Annotated in this window: 16 protein-coding genes and 1 tRNA gene; 9 read left to right on the top strand and 8 right to left on the bottom strand. The window is 67.5% G+C overall.

The genetic code is table 11. The features are described 5' to 3' along the window. Positions 1-229: 229 nt before the first annotated feature. From AB0C33_RS23050 to rpmH, 8 genes are all read right to left on the bottom strand, one after another. Positions 230-1192 carry a ParB/RepB/Spo0J family partition protein gene (locus AB0C33_RS23050; protein WP_358291206.1) on the bottom strand — a complete coding sequence of 321 codons (963 nt, stop codon included), beginning with the start codon at positions 1190-1192 and terminating at the stop codon, positions 230-232. Between the two features lie 276 nt (positions 1193-1468). Further along, positions 1469-2428, bottom strand: coding sequence for a ParA family protein (locus AB0C33_RS23045; protein WP_358291204.1), 960 nt, complete (start codon positions 2426-2428; stop codon positions 1469-1471). 146 nt (positions 2429-2574) lie between these two features. After that, positions 2575-3246 carry a 16S rRNA (guanine(527)-N(7))-methyltransferase RsmG gene (gene rsmG / locus AB0C33_RS23040; RefSeq protein WP_352322967.1) on the bottom strand — a complete coding sequence of 224 codons (672 nt, stop codon included), beginning with the start codon at positions 3244-3246 and terminating at the stop codon, positions 2575-2577. Between the two features lie 545 nt (positions 3247-3791). Further along, positions 3792-4280, bottom strand: a complete 489-nt coding sequence (locus AB0C33_RS23035) for a R3H domain-containing nucleic acid-binding protein (protein ID WP_352362298.1) — start codon at positions 4278-4280, stop codon at positions 3792-3794. Positions 4281-4300: 20 nt separating this feature from the next. Next, complete coding sequence (gene yidC / locus AB0C33_RS23030) at positions 4301-5224, bottom strand: membrane protein insertase YidC (RefSeq protein ID WP_352362300.1); 924 nt, start codon at positions 5222-5224, stop codon at positions 4301-4303. Between the two features lie 4 nt (positions 5225-5228). Beyond that, positions 5229-5486, bottom strand: a complete 258-nt coding sequence (gene yidD, locus AB0C33_RS23025) for a membrane protein insertion efficiency factor YidD (protein WP_352322972.1) — start codon at positions 5484-5486, stop codon at positions 5229-5231. A gap of 17 nt (positions 5487-5503) precedes the next feature. Next, entirely contained in the window at positions 5504-5866 is a 363-nt protein-coding gene (rnpA, locus tag AB0C33_RS23020) for a ribonuclease P protein component (RefSeq protein WP_352362302.1), read from the bottom strand. Positions 5867-5928: 62 nt separating this feature from the next. Beyond that, complete coding sequence (gene rpmH, locus AB0C33_RS23015) at positions 5929-6066, bottom strand: 50S ribosomal protein L34 (protein ID WP_043614899.1); 138 nt, start codon at positions 6064-6066, stop codon at positions 5929-5931. A gap of 448 nt (positions 6067-6514) precedes the next feature. Here rpmH and dnaA point away from each other — a divergent pair, with 448 nt between their 5' ends. The 9 genes from dnaA (at position 6515) to AB0C33_RS22970 (ending at position 18234) form a co-directional block, all read left to right on the top strand. Next, a complete protein-coding gene (gene dnaA / locus AB0C33_RS23010) occupies positions 6515-8095 on the top strand; it encodes a chromosomal replication initiator protein DnaA (RefSeq protein WP_357974053.1) in 1581 nt (526 codons plus the stop codon). Positions 8096-8620: 525 nt separating this feature from the next. Continuing rightward, positions 8621-9760, top strand: coding sequence for a DNA polymerase III subunit beta (dnaN, locus tag AB0C33_RS23005; RefSeq protein WP_352324554.1), 1140 nt, complete (start codon positions 8621-8623; stop codon positions 9758-9760). 49 nt (positions 9761-9809) lie between these two features. Next, positions 9810-10751 (top strand): phosphogluconate dehydrogenase (NAD(+)-dependent, decarboxylating), encoded by a 942-nt coding sequence (gnd, locus tag AB0C33_RS23000; RefSeq protein WP_352362307.1) that lies wholly within the window; start codon positions 9810-9812, stop codon positions 10749-10751. A 139-nt stretch (positions 10752-10890) separates the two neighbouring features. Beyond that, positions 10891-12123, top strand: a complete 1233-nt coding sequence (gene recF / locus AB0C33_RS22995; protein WP_358291201.1) for a DNA replication/repair protein RecF — start codon at positions 10891-10893, stop codon at positions 12121-12123. After that, the gene (locus tag AB0C33_RS22990; RefSeq protein ID WP_352324557.1) at positions 12113-12613 is read left to right on the top strand and encodes a DciA family protein; all 501 of its coding nucleotides are present in this window, start codon (positions 12113-12115) and stop codon (positions 12611-12613) included. The genes recF and AB0C33_RS22990 overlap by 11 nt, the downstream gene beginning before the upstream one ends. Before the next feature lie 302 nt (positions 12614-12915). Further along, positions 12916-14859, top strand: coding sequence for a DNA topoisomerase (ATP-hydrolyzing) subunit B (gene gyrB, locus AB0C33_RS22985; RefSeq protein WP_358291199.1), 1944 nt, complete (start codon positions 12916-12918; stop codon positions 14857-14859). A gap of 15 nt (positions 14860-14874) precedes the next feature. Next, positions 14875-17373, top strand: coding sequence for a DNA gyrase subunit A (gyrA, locus tag AB0C33_RS22980; protein WP_358291198.1), 2499 nt, complete (start codon positions 14875-14877; stop codon positions 17371-17373). 3 nt (positions 17374-17376) lie between these two features. Continuing rightward, positions 17377-18027: a DUF3566 domain-containing protein gene (locus AB0C33_RS22975; protein ID WP_358291196.1), complete on the top strand. Its 651-nt coding sequence runs from the start codon at positions 17377-17379 to the stop codon at positions 18025-18027. 133 nt (positions 18028-18160) lie between these two features. Then, positions 18161-18234 (top strand) — tRNA-Ile (locus AB0C33_RS22970). Positions 18235-18270 lie beyond the last annotated feature (36 nt).

The raw sequence follows: 18270 nt of genomic DNA, 5'->3' as shown, positions 1-18270 counted from the left end.
CGCGAGCCGGAGCAAGCTGGAGAGACCCCAAGGCCGCAGCCCGGCCAGCCATCGTGCTCCCGCCGCATGCCGCACCCACGACGCAGCCCTGCGGACCCACCCACAACACGAAGAAGGACCGACACAGGCGAACAGAGAAGAAAGGAGAACCGAAGAGAAGAGAGCAGCGAAGCGCGAAGGAAGGGGTTTCACGTGAAAGGGCGAGTGGTTTCACGTGAAACAGGCAAGGTCAGTCCTCGCGCTCCCGCATCGCCCGTGCCGCCTCAGGCGCCATCGTCCCGATGATGCGCTCAAGGTCGTCGATCGTCGCGAACTCCACCACGATCCGCCCCTTACGCCGCCCCAAGTCGACCTTGACCTTCGTCTCGAAGTGGTCGGAGAGCCGGTCCGCCAGATGGGTCAGACCAGGAGCCGTAGGCTTGGGTGCCTGCCGCTCACGCGGCGCCTTCTGAGCGGCCTTCGCGCTGCCCATGGCGACGATCTCCTCCACCGCCCTCACGGACAGCAGTTCCGCCACGATGCGCTTGGCCAACTCAACCTGCTCATCCGCACTGCTCAGGCCCAGCAGGGCGCGAGCGTGCCCGGCGCTGATGGTGCCGGCGGCCACGCGGAGCTGAACCTCCGGCGGGAGGTTGAGCAGCCGGAGCGTGTTGGTGATGTGGGACCGAGAGCGCCCCACCTTGCTGGCCAGCTGCTCGTGGGTCGCCTGGAAGTCGTCCAGCAACTGCTGGTAGGCGGCCGCTTCTTCCAGGGCGTTCAGCTGCTCGCGCTGGAGGTTCTCGATGAGCGCGTCCCGGAGGAGGTCGGTGTCCTGGGTGTTCCGGACGATCGCCGGGACCGGGTCAAGACCGACCTGCTGGCACGCCCGCCAGCGCCGCTCCCCCATGATCAGCTCGTACTGGCCGCCACCCACGGATCTCACCACGATCGGCTGCAGAAGGCCGACCTCGCGGATGGAGTCGGCGAGCTCCTGGAGGCGCTCGTCGTCGAACACCTCACGCGGCTGACGAGGGTTGGGCACGATCGCGGTCAACGCGACCTCTTTGAAGTACGCTCCAGCGATCGGCTTCGGACCTGCCTCGACCGTGGAACCGTTCGAGGGAGCGGGCGCCGTACCCGGGCCGTCAACAATGGGTCCGGTCGGGATGAGCGCCCCGAGTCCCTTGCCCAATCCCCGCCGCTGCTGACTCACTGCGTCTCCTCATCCAGCCGGTCGATTCCGGTCACTCCAGGAGAGGTTACCGTTGCGGGCCCAGCGGGGTGCCCCCACGCCACACACAGTCCCGTGGGATTTACGCCGACACGGTTACAAATCTGCCCAACTCGCGACTCGCGCCGAACGAGACCGCTCACCGCCGACGTCCACCGCCGACGTCCACTCCGCCGACCCGGCGCAGGCACACCGGAGCACGGGCATGACAACCCACACCCTCAGGCCGTGCCTGAGAGACCCGCGAGCGACCAGCCGTCAGGCCACGGTGGCGCGATGGGCGATCTCCCGGGCCGCGTCCATGTAGGCCATCGCCCCGCTCGACCCCGGATCGTACGTCATGACCGACTGCCCATAGCTGGGCGCCTCAGACAGCCGGACGCTGCGCGGAATGACTGTCTTCAGCACCGTCTCCCCGAAGTGCGACCGCACCTCGTCGGCGACCTGCGAAGCCAGCCGGGTACGCCCGTCGTACATCGTCAGGACGATCGTGGAGAGCCGCAGAGCCGGGTTGAGGTGCGCCTTGATGAGGTCGACGTTCCTGAGGAGCTGCCCCAGGCCCTCCAGCGCGTAGTACTCGCACTGGATCGGGATCATGACCTCCTCCGCCGCGACCAGGGCGTTGACCGTCAGCAGGCCGAGGGACGGCGGGCAGTCGATGACGATGTAGTCGAACTCCGCCTCGTACGCCGCCAGCGCCCGCCGGAGCCGGGCCTCCCGCGCCACCAGCGAGACGAGCTCGATCTCCGCGCCGGCCAGGTCGATCGTGGCGGGCGCGCAGTAGAGGTTCGGCATCTCGGGGACCTGCTTGACGATGTCCACCATGGGCAGATCGTCGACGAGCACCTGGTACACATCCGGTACGTCACCACGATGCTCCGTGGCCAGCGCCGTCGAGGCGTTGCCCTGCGGGTCGAGGTCCACCACGAGGACGCGCTGGCCGTGCATCGACAGGGCCGCGGCAATGTTCACCGAGGTGGTGGTCTTGCCGACGCCGCCCTTCTGGTTGGCCACCGCGATCACTCTGCACTTCGCCGGCCGAGGCCAGGAGTTGTCGCCGTCGCCGCTGCCACCACCCCTCTGGGCGGCGGTGGGCTGCTCGGTGGCTGGCTGAGGGGCGGCCGGTTGGGTGGTGGCAGGTGTTTCACGTGAAACCACTGAACTGAGCGCCTCTCGTACCAACGGCGAATCACCGGGGTTCAGGGGGGTCTGGGTCACGTTGGCCATCCTTTCAACCAGTGGTGTGCCGGTGCCGGGAATTTGCTGTTGCGACACGCCCATTTCGGGCCATCCAACCCCGGTTGGGCTCTCGGACAGACGGCTGTCCGGCCAGCCAAGACCGCAAGACGCGACTGGCACAACCGTCACCTCCTTCGTCGCCGCCTGGCTCGCTCCGGCGCGCGACCCGCTACCACCCGAACCAATGTTGCAGGCGGCTCGACCTTACCGTGCCCGACGGTCACAAGCTCGGCCGTTCGGGCCCCGCAGGCCCGCAATTGGGACTCCGCCTCGGCGAGCTCGCCGGCGGCTCGCTCCCCCTTCATGGCTATCAGCTCGCCGCCCTCACGCAGAAGAGGCATGGCCCACTTCAGCAGCCGGTCGAGTGGCGCGACCGCCCGAGCACTGGCGACGTCGAACTCCCGCTCCCCCGCCAGATCCTCGGCCCGCCCACGCAGCACCTCGACGTTGTCCAGCTTGAGCGCCTCGACGCACTCCTCCAGGAACACCGTACGGCGAAGCAACGGCTCCAGCAGCGTGACCTCGATGTCCTGGCGGACGATGGCCAGCACCAGCCCCGGCAGCCCCGCCCCCGAGCCGATGTCCACCAGCCGCACCTCCGGGGGCACGGCCTCGGCGACCACGGCGCAGTTGAGCAGGTGGCGATCCCAGATACGCGGCACCTCACGCGGCCCCAGCAAGCCCCGGACGACGCCCGGGCCCGCCAGCAGCGCCGCGAACGCGTTCGCGCGGTCCCATGCCTCCCCGGCGAAGACGTCCCGCGCTATGTCCGGCGGCGCCGGAAGCTCTTCGCTCACTGGATGCTGGCCCTTTCTCGGTCTCAGGTGGTGTTCGTACTCAGGTTGCCTGCTCGGCGGTGATGCCGGTGGGCGTTCGACGGTGGGTGTCTCGACGTTCTAGGGGCGGTGTCCACCCAAGGCTAGATGTGAGATCACACTGGAAGACTAGCGGGCTGGCATGTGGGTGACGGTCGAGCACGCCGCCGCGCGCCCCTCCCGATCCACCCTCGACACCAAATCCCCTACAAACGACATAGAGCGCATATCACCTGAAAGAAGCACTCAGAGGCACTTTTCAGGACGAACAACAAGGTCAACGCACAAAACCGCACGCTCCCCAGCTAACAGCGCCGAACTCCAACGCCAGCGCACAAAGACGCCGGACAACTCCCCAACAACAAGAAACAGGGATCGATCCGCACAAGCGCGGAGACCAGTCCGCAAACCCGCCAGCGGCCCACATAGGCCCCGTATCCCGTACGTACAGCTATAGATACGGAAACGGCCGCCCATCAGCGCACCCAAGCGCCGACAGACGGCCGAACCGGCTCACCATGCACGTTTCAGGCAGGAAGGACCACCACGTACCGCTGCGGCTCCTCACCCTCGGACTCGCTGCGCAGCCCGGCGGCGGCCACCGCGTCGTGGACGATCTTCCGCTCGAACGGCGTCATCGGGTGCAGCGCCTTCGGCTCACCCTTGTCCTTGACCTGGTTGGCGACCTCGGTGCCGAGCTTGCTCAGCTCGGCCCGGCGGCGCTCGCGGTAGCCGGCGACGTCGAGCATGAGCCGCGACCGCTCCCCGGTCTGCCGGTGGACGGCCAGCCGGGTCAGCTCCTGCAGCGCCTCCAGGACCTCGCCGGCGGGCCCGACCAGCTCGTTGCCCTTGAGCCCCACGACGGAGACCATGGCGCGGTCGCCCTCGACGTCCATGTCGATGTCGCCGTCGATGTCGGCGATGTCGAGAAGGCCCTCGACGTAGTCGGCAGCGATCTCGCCTTCCTGCTCAAGCGCGTTGAGATCAGGAGCCTTCTCCTGCTCGGCCTCGGTCATGGCCGGCCTCTCCTTCGTGTTCAAGACTTCTTGCTGCCGGTGCGCTTGCTGCGGGACTGGCGGCTGGGCTGCTGCCTAATGATCTTAGGCTCCGGCGGGGCGGGAGGGGCCTCCTCTTCCGGAGTGGTCTTGCGCATCTTTGCCACCAGGCCGGGCTTGGGCGTCACGGGGATGGCGTTGCCCTTGGCGTCGAACTGCGGCATCGGGTGCCGGCTGTAGAACCAGTGCTGCTGGCCCAGCGTCCACAGGTTGGTGGTGACCCAGTAGAGGATCAGGCCCAGCGGGAAGTTGAGGCTGAAGAAGGCGAACAGCGGCGAGATGTACATCAGGATCTTCTGCTGCTGCGCCATGGGGTTGTCCGGCATCTGCGCCATCGAGCGGGTCACGCTCTGCCGGACGGTGAGGAACGTGGTCAGCGAGCTGATCGCCACGAAGAAGCCGATGACGACCTTCTGGGCGATGTCAGGAGCCTCGAAGAACGTGGCGGGCAGGGGAGCGTTGATGATCAGCGCGTGCTTGGCGCTGTCGACCAGCTCCTGCGACATGCCGAACTTGGCCTGGTCGGCGGCGATGGCCCGCAGCACGGTGAACATCGAGATGAAGATCGGGAACTGCGCCACGACGGGGAGGCAGCCACCGAGGGGGTTGGCGCCCGCGCCCTGGTACAGCGCCATGACCTCCTGGTTCATGCGCTGCTTGTCGTTCTTGTAGCGCTTGCGGAGCTCCTGGACCTTCGGTGCCAGCTCCTGCATCTTCCGCGACGACCGCATCTGCTTGAGGAACAGCGGGAAGATGAGGATCCGCATGCAGACGGTCAGCGTGACGATGGTCAGCGCCCAGGTCAACCCACTGTTGGGGTCGAGGAAAGTGCTGTAGACCTGGTGGATCCAGGTGATGACTTGGGCGACGGCCGTGTACAGCCAATTGAGCCAGGACAGCTCCACCGAGCTAGCTCCCTTGCGTTTCGTGGGACCGGACCGGGCGTGGGGGCACCGGGTCTATACCTCCGGGATGGAATGGGTGGCACCGCCCGATGCGCCGGACAGTCAGCCATGTGCCGCGCAATGCCCCATGTACGGCAATCGCCTCGAGCCCATACGCGCTGCACGACGGGTAGAACCGGCAGCGTGGACCGAGCATCGGGCTGATGAACGCCCGGTAGAACCGAATGGGGATGATCAGCGCCCGGGCGGCGAGGCCCGGCATCCCTTGCGGCTGCTCCGTCATCTGTGTCCACCCGTCGAGGACTCGCGCCGCCTGAGCAAACGATCCAGCGCGGCGTCGAGATCGGCGGCCAGTTGCTCGACGCACGCGGACGCGGCCGGTGGATTGGCGCGTACCACCAGCAGGCTACCTCGCGGCAGCCGGTCGAGACGGTCGCGCATCAGGTGTCGGAGCCGTCGTTTGACCTTGTTCCGGGTCACCGCGCCACCAACGGCCTTGCTCACCACGAAACCAACCAGAGGTGTCTCTTCCCCAGAAAGGTTGAGATGCACCACCAAAGTGGGGCGTCCGGCGCGTTTGCCGCGTCGGACCGCCGCTTCGAACTCGTCCCCGCGCCGCATGCGGGATTGACGGGACAGCACCGTATACGCCTAACGCCCGTCGGCGAGGTACACCGACGGGCCGGACTTCGGGCGCGGGTCGATCAGGCCGACAGCTTCTCGCGGCCCTTGCGGCGACGGGCAGCGAGGATGGCGCGACCGGCCCGGGTGCGCATCCGCAGCCGGAAGCCGTGGGTCTTCGCGCGGCGACGGTTGTTCGGCTGGAAAGTACGCTTGCTCACGGGTGGGCTCCAGGCTTGAAGGTGCGCCCAGGGGCGCTTATACACACATGGCTGGCCTGCCGTGGGAGCGAGGGCACGCGAAATAGCCGTCGCGTGGCAAGCCGACCGTCGTACGTTACGGGCCAACGGCGTCCCAGGTCAAACTGAACGGGTTATCCACTGATCCACAGGCGACTTTTCCACCGCCGGGCCCACGTCCACAGTTTGTGCATCCAGGTGCCACTACGCTGTGGACAACGTCTTGAACACAGCTGTGCACATGGATACTGTCGGCCCTTCTGGACCACCGGAAACACCGTGCACAGCCTGTGGATCTCCTGTGGAGGACCTGGGTACGAAGCCCTGCCGCCACGCTGTGGACGAAGGGGTCGCCGACCGCTCGGGGCGACCACGGTCATGTGGATAAACGATCGCGGGGGGCCGCGAGAGGAAGGAGGGGAGCCGCACCATGAGTGGTGTCGACCTCGGCACGGTATGGGCGAGGGCCCTGGGCAACTTCCTCAACGAGAACGTGCCCATCCAGCAGCGCACCTGGCTGTCGATGGTCCGTCCGATCGCTCTCGCGGACGACACGATCGTGCTCGGCGTCCCCAACGACTTCCTCAAGGACCTCATCGAGGGCAAGTTGCGCCCGCTGGTGGCGCACGCGCTGTCCCAGGAGCTGGGGATGACGATGCGGCTGGCCGTGATGATCGACACCACGGCTCCGGAACAGCCTTTGCCGGACGCCCATCAACAGCCTGTGAATGTGCCTTATCCCCAGAGTGTGGATAGCCAGCCGCGTTACACACAGCCGGTGCAACCCCAGCACTACCAGGCATCCGAGCCCCCGCAGTTCTATTCTCCACAGCCCGAGCAGCCTCCGGCGTCCACCGAATATCCACAGCCTTCGTTCTCTTTTGAACAGGTGCAGCCGTACACACCGCCTGTGGAGAAAGCGCCGGAGCCGGCGCCGAATCGCTGGGAAGCGAAGAGCAACAAGCCCAGCGAGCCGGCCAGACTCAACCAGAAGTACACATTTGAGACATTCGTCATCGGCGCCAGCAACCGGTTCGCGCACGCCGCGGCCGTGGCGGTGGCCGAATCCCCCGCGAAGGCGTACAACCCGCTCTTCATTTACGGCGACTCCGGCCTGGGGAAGACCCACCTGCTGCACGCGATCGGGCATTACGCGCAGAGCCTGTACGACGGCGCCCGGGTGAGATACGTGAGCTCGGAGGAGTTCACCAACGACTTCATCAACAGCATCCGCGACCACAAGGCCGACGGCTTCCGCGGCCGCTACCGCGCGATCGACATCCTGCTTGTGGACGACATCCAGTTCCTGGAGGGCAAGGAGCAGACGCAGGAGGAGTTCTTCCACACCTTCAACACCCTGCACAACGCCAACAAGCAGATCGTCATCTCCAGCGACCGCGCGCCCAAGCAGCTCATCACGCTGGAGGACCGGCTGCGCAACCGGTTCGAGTGGGGCCTGATCACCGACGTCCAGCCGCCCGAGCTGGAGACCCGGATCGCGATCCTGCGGAAGAAGGCCATCCAGGAGGGTCTGGCCGCGCCGCCCGAGGTGCTGGAGTACATCGCGAGCCGGATCTCCACCAACATCCGCGAGCTGGAGGGCGCCCTGATCAGGGTGACCGCGTTCGCCAGCCTCAACAGGCAGGGGGTGGACCTGCAGCTCGCCGAGGTCGTGCTGAAGGACCTGATCACCTCGGAGTCCGACACCGAGATCACGATCGCGGCCATCATGACCGAGACCGCCAACTACTTCGGCATCAGCATCGAAGACCTGTGCGGCACCTCGCGCAGCCGCGCGCTCGTCAACGCCCGGCAGATCGCCATGTACCTGGCGCGCGAGCTGACCGAGCTGTCGCTGCCGAAGATCGGCCAGCAGTTCGGCGGCCGCGACCACACCACCGTGATGCACGCCGAGCGCAAGATCCGGTCGCTCATCGCCGAGCGCAGGTCGATGTACAACCAGGTCAACGAGCTGACAATGCGTATCAAACAGAGCAAGCGTGGATCTTGATGCTCGTACACAGCCTGTGGAAAACACTGTGGACCAGCGGAAACGCAAAATCGGCGCGTCGGTACGACCGCCAATGCCGGGAAAAATCCACCCACAAGGGCTGGGGACGAATCTGGGGACATCCTGAGGAGAACCTGGGGATGACTCGTGGATAACGTGTGGACGGCCTGTGAACAGTCGATCTGGGACTCCAGAAGGCCCCCTCTTACCCCGTGGACAACCTGTGGAAACCTCGTGGATAACCGGTGGATGAACACCCCATGATCTGGGGACGGCCTGTGGGCGACGAATCTTCATCCCCAGGCGGCGAAGTTTCCCCCAGGCGTCACCCACACCCTCGGTGGATGAAAACAGGGGCACTGAGCTGCGAGGACATCAGTTGTCCACAGTTCCCACAGCCCCTAGTGTGATGACCTCTTATCTCTCTTACTAAGAAAATCAAAGACCCATAGAGGGGTTCTCCCCGAACCGCGGTGCGGGAGAGTGAACACTTGAATCAACGACGAACCCAGGAGGCTGATCACCGTGATGTTCCGAATCGAGCGAGACGTCCTCGCTGAGGCGGTGGCATGGACGGCACGCAGTCTCCCGGCGCGCCCGTCGGTGCCCGTGCTCGCCGGCATGCGCCTGGAGGTGACGGAGGGCCAGCAGCTCAAGCTGTCGGGGTTCGACTACGAGGTCTCCGCCGAGGTCACGCTCGAACTCCACACCGGTGAGGCGGGCGTCGTCCTGGTCTCGGGCAAGCTGCTCGCCGAGATCACGCGCGCGCTTCCCGCACAGCCTGTGGACTTCGTGGTGGAAGGCGCCAAGGCCGTCGTCACGTGCGGCAGCGCCCGGTTCACCCTGCTGACCATGCCTGTGGAGGACTACCCGTCGCTCCCGGCCATGCCGCCGGCCGCCGGGCGGGTGGGCAGCGACGTGTTCGCCTCCGCCGTCAGCCAGGTCGCCGTCGCGGCGGGCCGGGACGACACGCTGCCGATGCTCACGGGCGTGCGCATGGAGATCGAGGGCGACACCGTCACCCTCGCCGCCACCGACCGCTACCGGCTCGCCGTGCGCGAGCTCAAGTGGCAGCCGGGCCAGCCCGACTTCGCCGCGATCGCGATGATCCCCGGCAAGACGCTCGCCGACACCGCCAAGGCCCTCGGCACCACCGGCGCCGAGGTGGAGATCGCGCTCAGCTCGGCCGGCGGCACCGGCGAGGGCATGATCGGCTTCTCCAGCGCGGGCCGGCGCACCACGACGCGGCTGCTCGACCCCGAGTTCCCCAAGTACCGCTCGCTGCTGCCCACGGAGTTCTCCGCGCGCGCCGACCTGTCCACAGGCCCGTTCGTCGAGGCGGTCAAGCGCGTGGCCCTGGTCGCCGAGCGCAACACCCCCGTACGTCTGGCGTTCAGGAGCGGCGAGGTCGTGCTGGAGGCCGGCAGCGGCGACGAGGCGCAGGCCGTCGAGGCACTGCCCGTGGATTACGAGGGCGAGGAGATGAACATCGCCTTCAACCACCAGTTCCTGCTGGAGGGGCTCGGCGCGATCGACTCGGACGTGGCGCGCCTGCAGATGACGACCTCGACCAAACCGGCCATCCTCACAGGGGGCAAGCCTGTGGACGAAGGCGCAGGTACGGACTACCGTTACCTGATCATGCCCATCCGCCTGTCGGGCTGATCCCGTCATCGGGGATGATGGAAGCCTGACAAGGGGGTAGAGGAGCGTCATGCAGATCGGCATGGTGGGACTGGGCAAGATGGGCGGCAACATGGCCGAGCGGCTGCGCCGCGGCGGCCAGGAGGTGGTCGGTTACGACCGCGACCCCGGCATCAGCGACGTGGCCAGCCTGAAGGAGCTGGTCGAACGGCTGTCCGCGCCGCGCGCGGTCTGGGTCATGGTTCCCGCGGGCAAGCCCACCCAGCAGACGATCGACGAGCTCGGCGAGCTGCTCGACGAGGGCGACATCGTCGTCGACGGCGGCAATTCACACTATGTGGACGACCAGAAGCACGCCGCCGAGCTGCGCGAGAAGGGCATCGGCTTCGTCGACTGCGGCGTGAGCGGCGGCGTGTGGGGGCTCCAGAACGGCTACGCCCTCATGTGCGGCGGCGAACAGGCCGACGTCGACCGGCTCATGCCGATCTTCGAGACGCTCAAGCCCGAGGGCGAGGACGGCTTCGTCCACGCCGGTGACGTCGGCGCCGGCCACTTCGCGAAGATGGTCCACAACGGCATCGAGTACGGCATGATGCAGGCGTTCGCGGAGGGCTGGGAGCTTCTGGAGGCGTCCGACGTCGTCAAGGACGTCAGGGGCTCCTTCAGCAGCTGGCGCACCGGCACCGTCATCCGCTCCTGGCTGCTCGACCTGATGGTGCGGGCGCTCGACGACGACGAGCACCTCGACCAGCTCCGCGGTTACGCCCAGGACTCCGGCGAGGGCCGCTGGACGGTCCAGGCGGCCGTCGACCACGCCGTGCCGCTGCCGGTGATCACCGCTGCCCTCTACGCGCGGTTCGCCTCGCGCCAGGACGACTCCCCCGCGATGAAGGTCGTCGCCGCGCTGCGCAACCAGTTCGGCGGCCACGCGATCACCTCGACCGAGGGCAGCACCGGCAAGGGCGCCGACTCGCCCGGCGCCGACGTGGCCCCGCCGCGCGAAGCCGAGTAACCCAGCCGAGCAGTCCAGCCGGGGTCCGGCCGGTCGGGCCGGCCGGTGGTCCACAGGCCGTCCGTGGAAGCCCGAGGTTTTCCACAGGACGGCAAGCCGGTGACACGGGCGGCCCCCGCGGCGGACTAACCTTCGTGGGGTGCATGTCGCCCACCTCTCGCTGACCGACTTCAGGTCCTACGCGTCCGTGGAGCTCGGTCTGGAACCGGGCGTCACGGCTCTCGTCGGGCCCAACGGCCAGGGCAAGACCAACCTGGTCGAGGCCCTCGGCTATGTCGCGACGCACTCCAGCCACCGCGTGGCCAACGACGCGCCGCTGGTGCGGCAGGGGGCCGCGCGGGCCATCGTGCGCTGCGCCGTCCACAGGGACGACCGGCGGGCGCTGGTGGAGCTGGAGATCAACCCGGGCAAGGCCAATCGGGCGCGGCTCAACCGCTCCCCCGTGTCCAGGCCGCGCGACGTCATCGGGCTGCTGCGCACGGTGCTGTTCGCGCCGGAGGACCTGGCGCTGTCCAAGGGCGACCCGTCGGAGCGCCGCCGTTTCCTCGACGACCTGCTCGTGGCCAGGGCCCCGAGGTTCGCCGGGGTCCGGGCCGACTACGACCGGGTGCTGAAGCAGCGCGGCGCCCTGCTGCGCACGGCCGCGCAGGCCCGCAGAGGCAGCAGGAGCGGCCGGCGGGCCGAGAGCGACACCGCGTTCGCCGCCGCGGGCGCCGGCGACGTCCTGAGCACGCTGGAGGTGTGGGACGCCCACCTCGCCAGGCACGGCGCGGAGCTGTTGCGGGCGCGGCTGGAGCTCATCGAGGCGCTGCGCCCGCTGGTGGCCGGGGCCTACGCCGCGCTGGCCCCCACGAGCGCCCCCGCGACGCTGGCCTACCGCAGCACGTTGTCCACAGGTGGGGACGGCGCGGAGGACGAAGTCGCCGGTGAGCGGGGATCTCCCGATGCGCAGACGTTATCCACAGACTTGGGGAAAACCCTTGAACAGCAGCTCCGCGACCGGCTCACGGAGGTCCGCCAGGCCGAGCTGGAACGGGGCGTCACCCTGGTCGGCCCACACCGCGACGACCTGATCCTGGGCCTCGGCGACCTGCCCGCCCGCGGCTACGCCAGCCACGGCGAGTCGTGGTCGTTCGCGCTGGCGCTGCGGCTGGCCGCCTACGACCTGTTGCGGGCCGACGGCGGCGACCCGGTGCTGATCCTCGACGACGTGTTCGCCGAGCTCGACAGCCAGCGCCGGCGCCGGCTGGCCGAGATCGTCGCGCCGGCCGAACAGGTGCTGATCACCGCCGCCGTGCCCGACGACGTGCCGAAGGAGCTGGCGGGGGCCCGTTTCGACGTCGCTGAGGGGAGCGTGACCCGTGTCCGATGAGCAGCACAACGCGGCGGCCAGGGGGGCCGCCATGGCGAGGGAGAAGCTCGCGCAGGCGAAGGCCGACGCGGCCAAGCGCGGCCAGCTCCCGCGCCGCGAGCCCAGGCGCAAGGCCGGCCCGCGCAGGGAGGCCGGCGATCCCCAGCTCTTCGGCCGGGCCATCGCCGACCTGCTGGCCGACCGCGGCTGGGAGCGCTCGGCGGCCGTCGGCGCGGTGTTCGGCCGGTGGAAGGAGATCGTCGGCCCCGACCTGGCCGCTCACACCCGGCCGGAGTCCTTCGACGAGGGCGAGGTGCTCATCGCGGCCGATTCCACAGCCTGGGCGACGCAGGTCAGGCTGCTCGCGCGCACCCTCATCCGCAGGCTCAACGAGGAGCTGGGTGACGGTTCCGTGACAAAGGTCAAGGTCAGGGGGCCGCAGAACGCGCCCCGCCCCACAGGGGGTTTGCGGGTGACCGGAAGTAGAGGGCCCGGCGACACCTATGGTTAGGCGCCGGGAGCGATCAGACAGCCGCAGACGCGATAAGCCCCCTTTCCGAAGGGGGGATGCTTGAGTGGGGGGCAAATCGAGCTAGGGCGCATCACAGGCGCGTGTATTGCCACCACGGGCTCCGGGAAGCGGTAGAATGAAAACGGATTCCGGACACGTCCGCTTGCGTGTCACCCCGGCAGTAAGCCGACTCCCCCGGGTGACCGCGCATCGGGGCACTCACGACGGTGACGGGCACGGTAGGGGCAGCATGAAGTTGACGGCCTCCCCCGCCGCGTGTCCGCGGCAGGAGGATTTCGCAGTTGTCCTACGACGCTAGCTCAATCACCGTACTCGAAGGACTTGAGGCGGTTCGCAAACGCCCGGGTATGTATATCGGCTCCACCGGTGAGCGCGGCCTGCACCACCTCGTCTACGAGATCGTGGACAACGCGGTGGACGAGGCGCTGGCCGGTTTCGCCACCAGGATCGACATCACGCTGCTGGCCGACGGCGGCGTGCGCGTCGTCGACAACGGCCGCGGCATCCCCACGGGCATCCACCCTGTGGAGAAGCGCTCGGCCGTCGAGGTCGTGCTCACCACGCTCCACGCGGGCGGCAAGTTCGACAGCCAGTCCTACGCGGTCTCCGGCGGCCTGCACGGCGTCGGCTCGGCCGTCGTCAACGCGCTGTCCACCGCCATGGACGTCGAGGTCAAGCAGAACGGTCACTACTGGCGGCTGAACCTCGTCAACGCCAAGGCGCTGGCCCCGCTGGCCAAGGGCGAGGAGACCGACGAGACCGGCACCACGATCACGTTCTGGCCCGATCCCGAGATCTTCGAGACCACCACCTGGAACTACGAGACGCTCTCGCGCCGCTTCCAGGAGATGGCCTTCCTCAACAAGGGCCTGACGATCACGCTCGCCGACGAGCGTCCCGACCACGTCAACGGCGAGCCCCGCACGGTCGAGTACCACTACGAGGGCGGCCTGGCCGACTTCGTCAAGCACCTCAACGCCAAGAAGGAGCCGGCGCACGCGTCGATCGTCGCCTTCGAGGAGGAGGGCGACGGCATCGCGGTGGAGATCGCGATGCAGTGGAACAACTCCTACGCGGAGTCGGTGTACACCTTCGCCAACACGATCAACACCGCCGAGGGCGGCACCCACGAGGAGGGCTTCCGCGCGGCGCTGACGTCCATCGTCAACCGCTACGCGCGCGAGCAGAAGTTCCTCAAGGAGGGCAAGGACGACAACCTCTCCGGCGAGGACGTCCGCGAGGGCCTGACCGCGATCATCTCGGTCAAGCTGTCCGACCCGCAGTTCGAGGGCCAGACCAAGACCAAGCTGGGCAACACCGAGGCCAAGTCGTTCGTGCAGAAGGCCTGCAACGACCACCTGCGCGACTGGTTCGAGCGCAACCCCGGCGAGGCCAAGGACATCATCAACAAGTCGCTGCAGGCCAGCCGCGCCCGCCTGGCGGCCCGCCAGGCCCGCGACCTGACCCGGCGCAAGTCGCTCCTGGAGTCCGGCAGCGGCCTTCCCGGCAAGCTGGCCGACTGCCAGTGGAACGACCCGGAGAAGTGCGAGCTGTTCATCGTCGAGGGCGACTCGGCCGGCGGCTCGGCCAAGGGCGGCCGCGACTCGCGTTTCCAGGCGATCCTGCCCATTCGCGGCAAGATCCTCAACGTCGAGAAGGCGCGGATCGACAAGGTCCTGAAGAACAACGAGGTCCAGGCGCTCATCACCGCCCTGGGCACCGGCGTGCACGACGAGTTCGACATCGCCAAGCTGCGTTACCACAAGGTGATCCTGATGGCCGACGCCGACGTCGACGGCCAGCACATCAACACCCTGCTGCTGACGCTGCTGTTCAGGTTCATGCGCCCGCTGATCGAGGCCGGGCACGTCTACCTGTCGTGCCCGCCGCTCTACAAGATCAAGTGGGACCGGAAGGGCGAGGACGCCTCCTACGCCTACTCCGACGCCGAGCGCGACGCGGTCATCAACGACGGCATCGCGCAGGGCAAGGCAGACCCGCGCCCGCGGGACAACGTCCAGCGGTTCAAGGGCCTCGGCGAGATGAACGCCGGCCAGCTCTGGGAGACCACCATGAACCCGGCGACGCGACTGCTGCGCCTGGTCACGCTCGACGACGCGGCCCAGGCCGACGACCTGTTCAGCGTGCTCATGGGCGAGGACGTCGAGGCGCGGCGCGACTTCATCATCCGCAACGCGCGCGACGTTCGCTTCCTCGACGTTTAAGAAGGACCTAAACCTGTGACGGACGTGAACACCACTCCCCCGGCTGACCGCATCGAACCGGTGGACATCCAGTCCGAGATGCAGCGCAGTTACATGGACTACGCGATGTCCGTCATCGTGTCCAGGGCGCTGCCTGACGTGCGCGACGGTCTCAAGCCGGTGCACCGGCGGGTGCTCTACGCGATGTACGACGGTGGCTACCGTCCCGACCGCGGCTACTTCAAGTGCGCCCGCGTCGTCGGCGACGTGATGGGCACCTACCACCCCCACGGCGACACCTCGATCTACGACGCGCTGGTCCGCCTTGCCCAGCCGTGGTCGCTGCGCTATCCCCTGGTCGACGGGCAGGGCAACTTCGGCTCGCCGGGCAACGACCCGGCGGCCGCGATGCGGTACACCGAGTGCAAGCTCGCGCCCATCGCCATGGAGATGCTGCGCGACATCGACAAGGACACGGTCGACTTCCGCCCGAACTACGACGGCAAGTCGCAGGAGCCCGACGTCCTGCCGGCGCGGTTCCCGCAGCTGCTGGTCAACGGCTCGGGCGGCATCGCGGTCGGCATGGCCACCAACATCCCGCCGCACAACCTGCGCGAGGTCTCGGCCGCCGTCCGGTGGTACCTGGAGAACCCCGAGGCCGACGACGAGGAGCTGCTGGAAGCCTCGATCAGGCTGGTCAAGGGGCCCGACTTCCCGACCAAGGCGCTGATCGTCGGACGCCGGGGCATCGAGGACGCGTACCGCACCGGGCGCGGCTCGATCACCATGCGCGCGGTCGTCGAGGTCGAGGAGGACAAGGGCCGGCAGGCGCTCGTCGTCACCGAGCTGCCGTACCAGGTCAACCCGGACAACCTGGCCCTGAAGATCGCAGAGCTGGTGCGCGAGGGCAAGCTCTCGGGCATCGCCGACGTACGCGACGAGAGCTCCTCGCGGGTCGGGCAGCGCCTGGTGATCGTGCTCAAGCGCGACGCGGTCGCCAAGGTCGTGCTCAACAACCTGTACAAGCACACCCAGCTCCAGGACACCTTCGGCGCCAACATGCTGGCGCTGGTCGACGGCGTGCCGCGCACGCTGCGGCTCGACCAGTTCATCCGCCACTACGTGGCCCACCAGGTCGAGGTCATCGTCCGCCGGACGCGTTACCTGCTGCGCAAGGCCGAGGAGCGCGCGCACATCCTGCGCGGGCTGCTGAGGGCCCTTGAGCGGCTCGACGACGTCATCGCCCTCATCCGGGCCTCGGAGTCGGCCTCGCACGCCCAGCAGGGCCTCATGGGGCTCCTGGAGATCGACGAGATCCAGGCGCAGGCCATCCTGGACATGCAGCTGCGCAAGCTGGCCGCCCTGGAGCGACAGGCCATCCAGGACGAGTACGACGGCCTGATGGCCCAGATCGCCGAGTACAACTCGATCCTGGCCAGCGAGGCCCGCCAGCGCGAGATCATCGGCGACGAGCTGACCGAGGTCGTCAACCGCTACGGCGACGAGCGCAAGACCGAGATCATCGCCTACGACGGCGACATGTCGATCGAAGACCTCATCGCCGAGGAGGAGATCGTCGTCACGATCACCCGCGGCGGTTATGCCAAGCGCACCCGTACCGACCTCTACCGGGCGCAGAAGCGGGGCGGCAAGGGCGTGCGCGGCGCCCAGCTGCGCCAGGACGACATCGTCGACCACTTCTTCGTCACCACGACGCACCACTGGCTGCTGTTCTTCACGAACAAGGGCCGGGTGTACCGGGTCAAGGCGTACGAGCTGCCTGATGCCGGGCGTGACGCCCGTGGCATGCATCTCGCGAACCTTTTGGCCATGCAGCCCGACGAAACAGTCATGGAAGTTCTCGACCTCCGCGACTACGACGTCGCCCCCTACCTGGTGCTCGCCACGCGCAGCGGCCTGGTCAAGAAGACGCGCCTGTCCGAGTACGACTCCCCCAGGTCGGGCGGTCTGATCGCGATCAACCTGCGCGAGGACGACGAGGTCATCGGCGCCCGCCTGGTCTCCGAGACCGACGATCTGCTGCTCGTCTCCAAGGGCGCGCAGTCGATCAGGTTCACCGCCTCCGACGAGGCGCTGCGGCCCATGGGCCGCGCGACCAGCGGTGTCATCGGCATGAGGTTCCTCGAAGGAGACGAACTTCTCGCCATGAATCGGATCGCCGACGGTCAAGATGTGCTTATCGCCACGAAGGCTGGGTACGCAAAACGGACGCCAGTGGAGCAGTATCCAGTTCAAGGACGTGGCGGTAGGGGCGTGCTGACTGCGAAAATCGTGAGTTCCCGTGGCAAGCTGGTCGGAGCCGTCATGGTCAACCCAGAGGACGAGGTCTTCGCGATCACGTCCGCCGGCGGGGTGATCCGGACGAGTGCCGGCGAGATCAAGCAGTCCGGCCGCCAGACCATGGGAGTGCGATTGATGAACCTCGCCGAAGGCGACAGCGTGGTTGCCCTCGCCCGGAACGCGGAGTCGATGGAGACTCCGGTGGAGAATGAGGAAGACGGGGGAGGAGAGTAAATCATGAGCGCCCAGGGTGGCACCGCCAGAGCCCAGGCGGCGTCGGGTAACGGACAGCAGCCGAAGAAGTCCGCTGAGCCGGAAATCTTCAATTCGGTCGACGGCGAGCAGGACAGGACGCCCGCGAAGGGCGCCGCCGCTCAGCCCCGCTCCAAGGACGAGCCGCAGGCGGAGGGCAACGAGACGGTGCGCCTCCGTCCGTCGCTCACCAGTGAGGCACCTCCGCCCGTCGAGATGCCCAAGAAGAAGTCGTCGAACAACGCGGGGTCCAGGCTGCCCCGCAAGGCACACCTGGTGTTGCGCCGCATCGAGCCGTGGTCGGCCATGAAGTTCAGCTTCGTGGTGTCCCTGGTCTGCTTCGTGGTGCTCTTCGTGGCAGTGGCCGTCCTGTACGGCGTGCTGTCGGCCCTGGGGGTGTTCGACTCACTCGTCGACCTGGTCAACCAGCTCGGCAAGGGTGAGCAGGGACAGAGCTCGATCCCGATCAACATCGCCTCGTGGTTCGAGCCGGTGCGCATCCTCGGGTACACCGCGCTGATCGGCGCCGTGAACGTGGTGCTGATCACCGCTCTGTCCACGCTGGGCGCGGTCATCTACAACATCGCCTCCGACCTGGTCGGGGGCGTTGAGGTGACGTTCAGCGAGGCCGAATAACAGGTTCGGGCGGGGGCTCGTGCCGTACCGGGGTGGCTGGTACGGCACGAGCAGCCCGTCGGACACGGTAAGCTTTTCTCGTCCGAACAACTGGTTCGCCTCCAAGAGGCGAATGCGATACCGTTCGGTGTGCGGGGCTATAGCTCAGACGGTTAGAGCGCTTCCCTGATAAGGAAGAGGTCCCAGGTTCAAGTCCTGGTAGCCCCACAGTTTCTCAATGCAGAGGCCGTTTCCCGGGGATCG

The sequence above is a fragment of the Nonomuraea sp. NPDC048881 genome, from assembly GCF_040649795.1.
Taxonomy (GTDB): Bacteria; Actinomycetota; Actinomycetes; order Streptosporangiales; family Streptosporangiaceae; genus Nonomuraea.
Note: the sequence above shows the minus strand (reverse complement) of the source record. Positions and strands in the feature narration are given on the sequence as shown.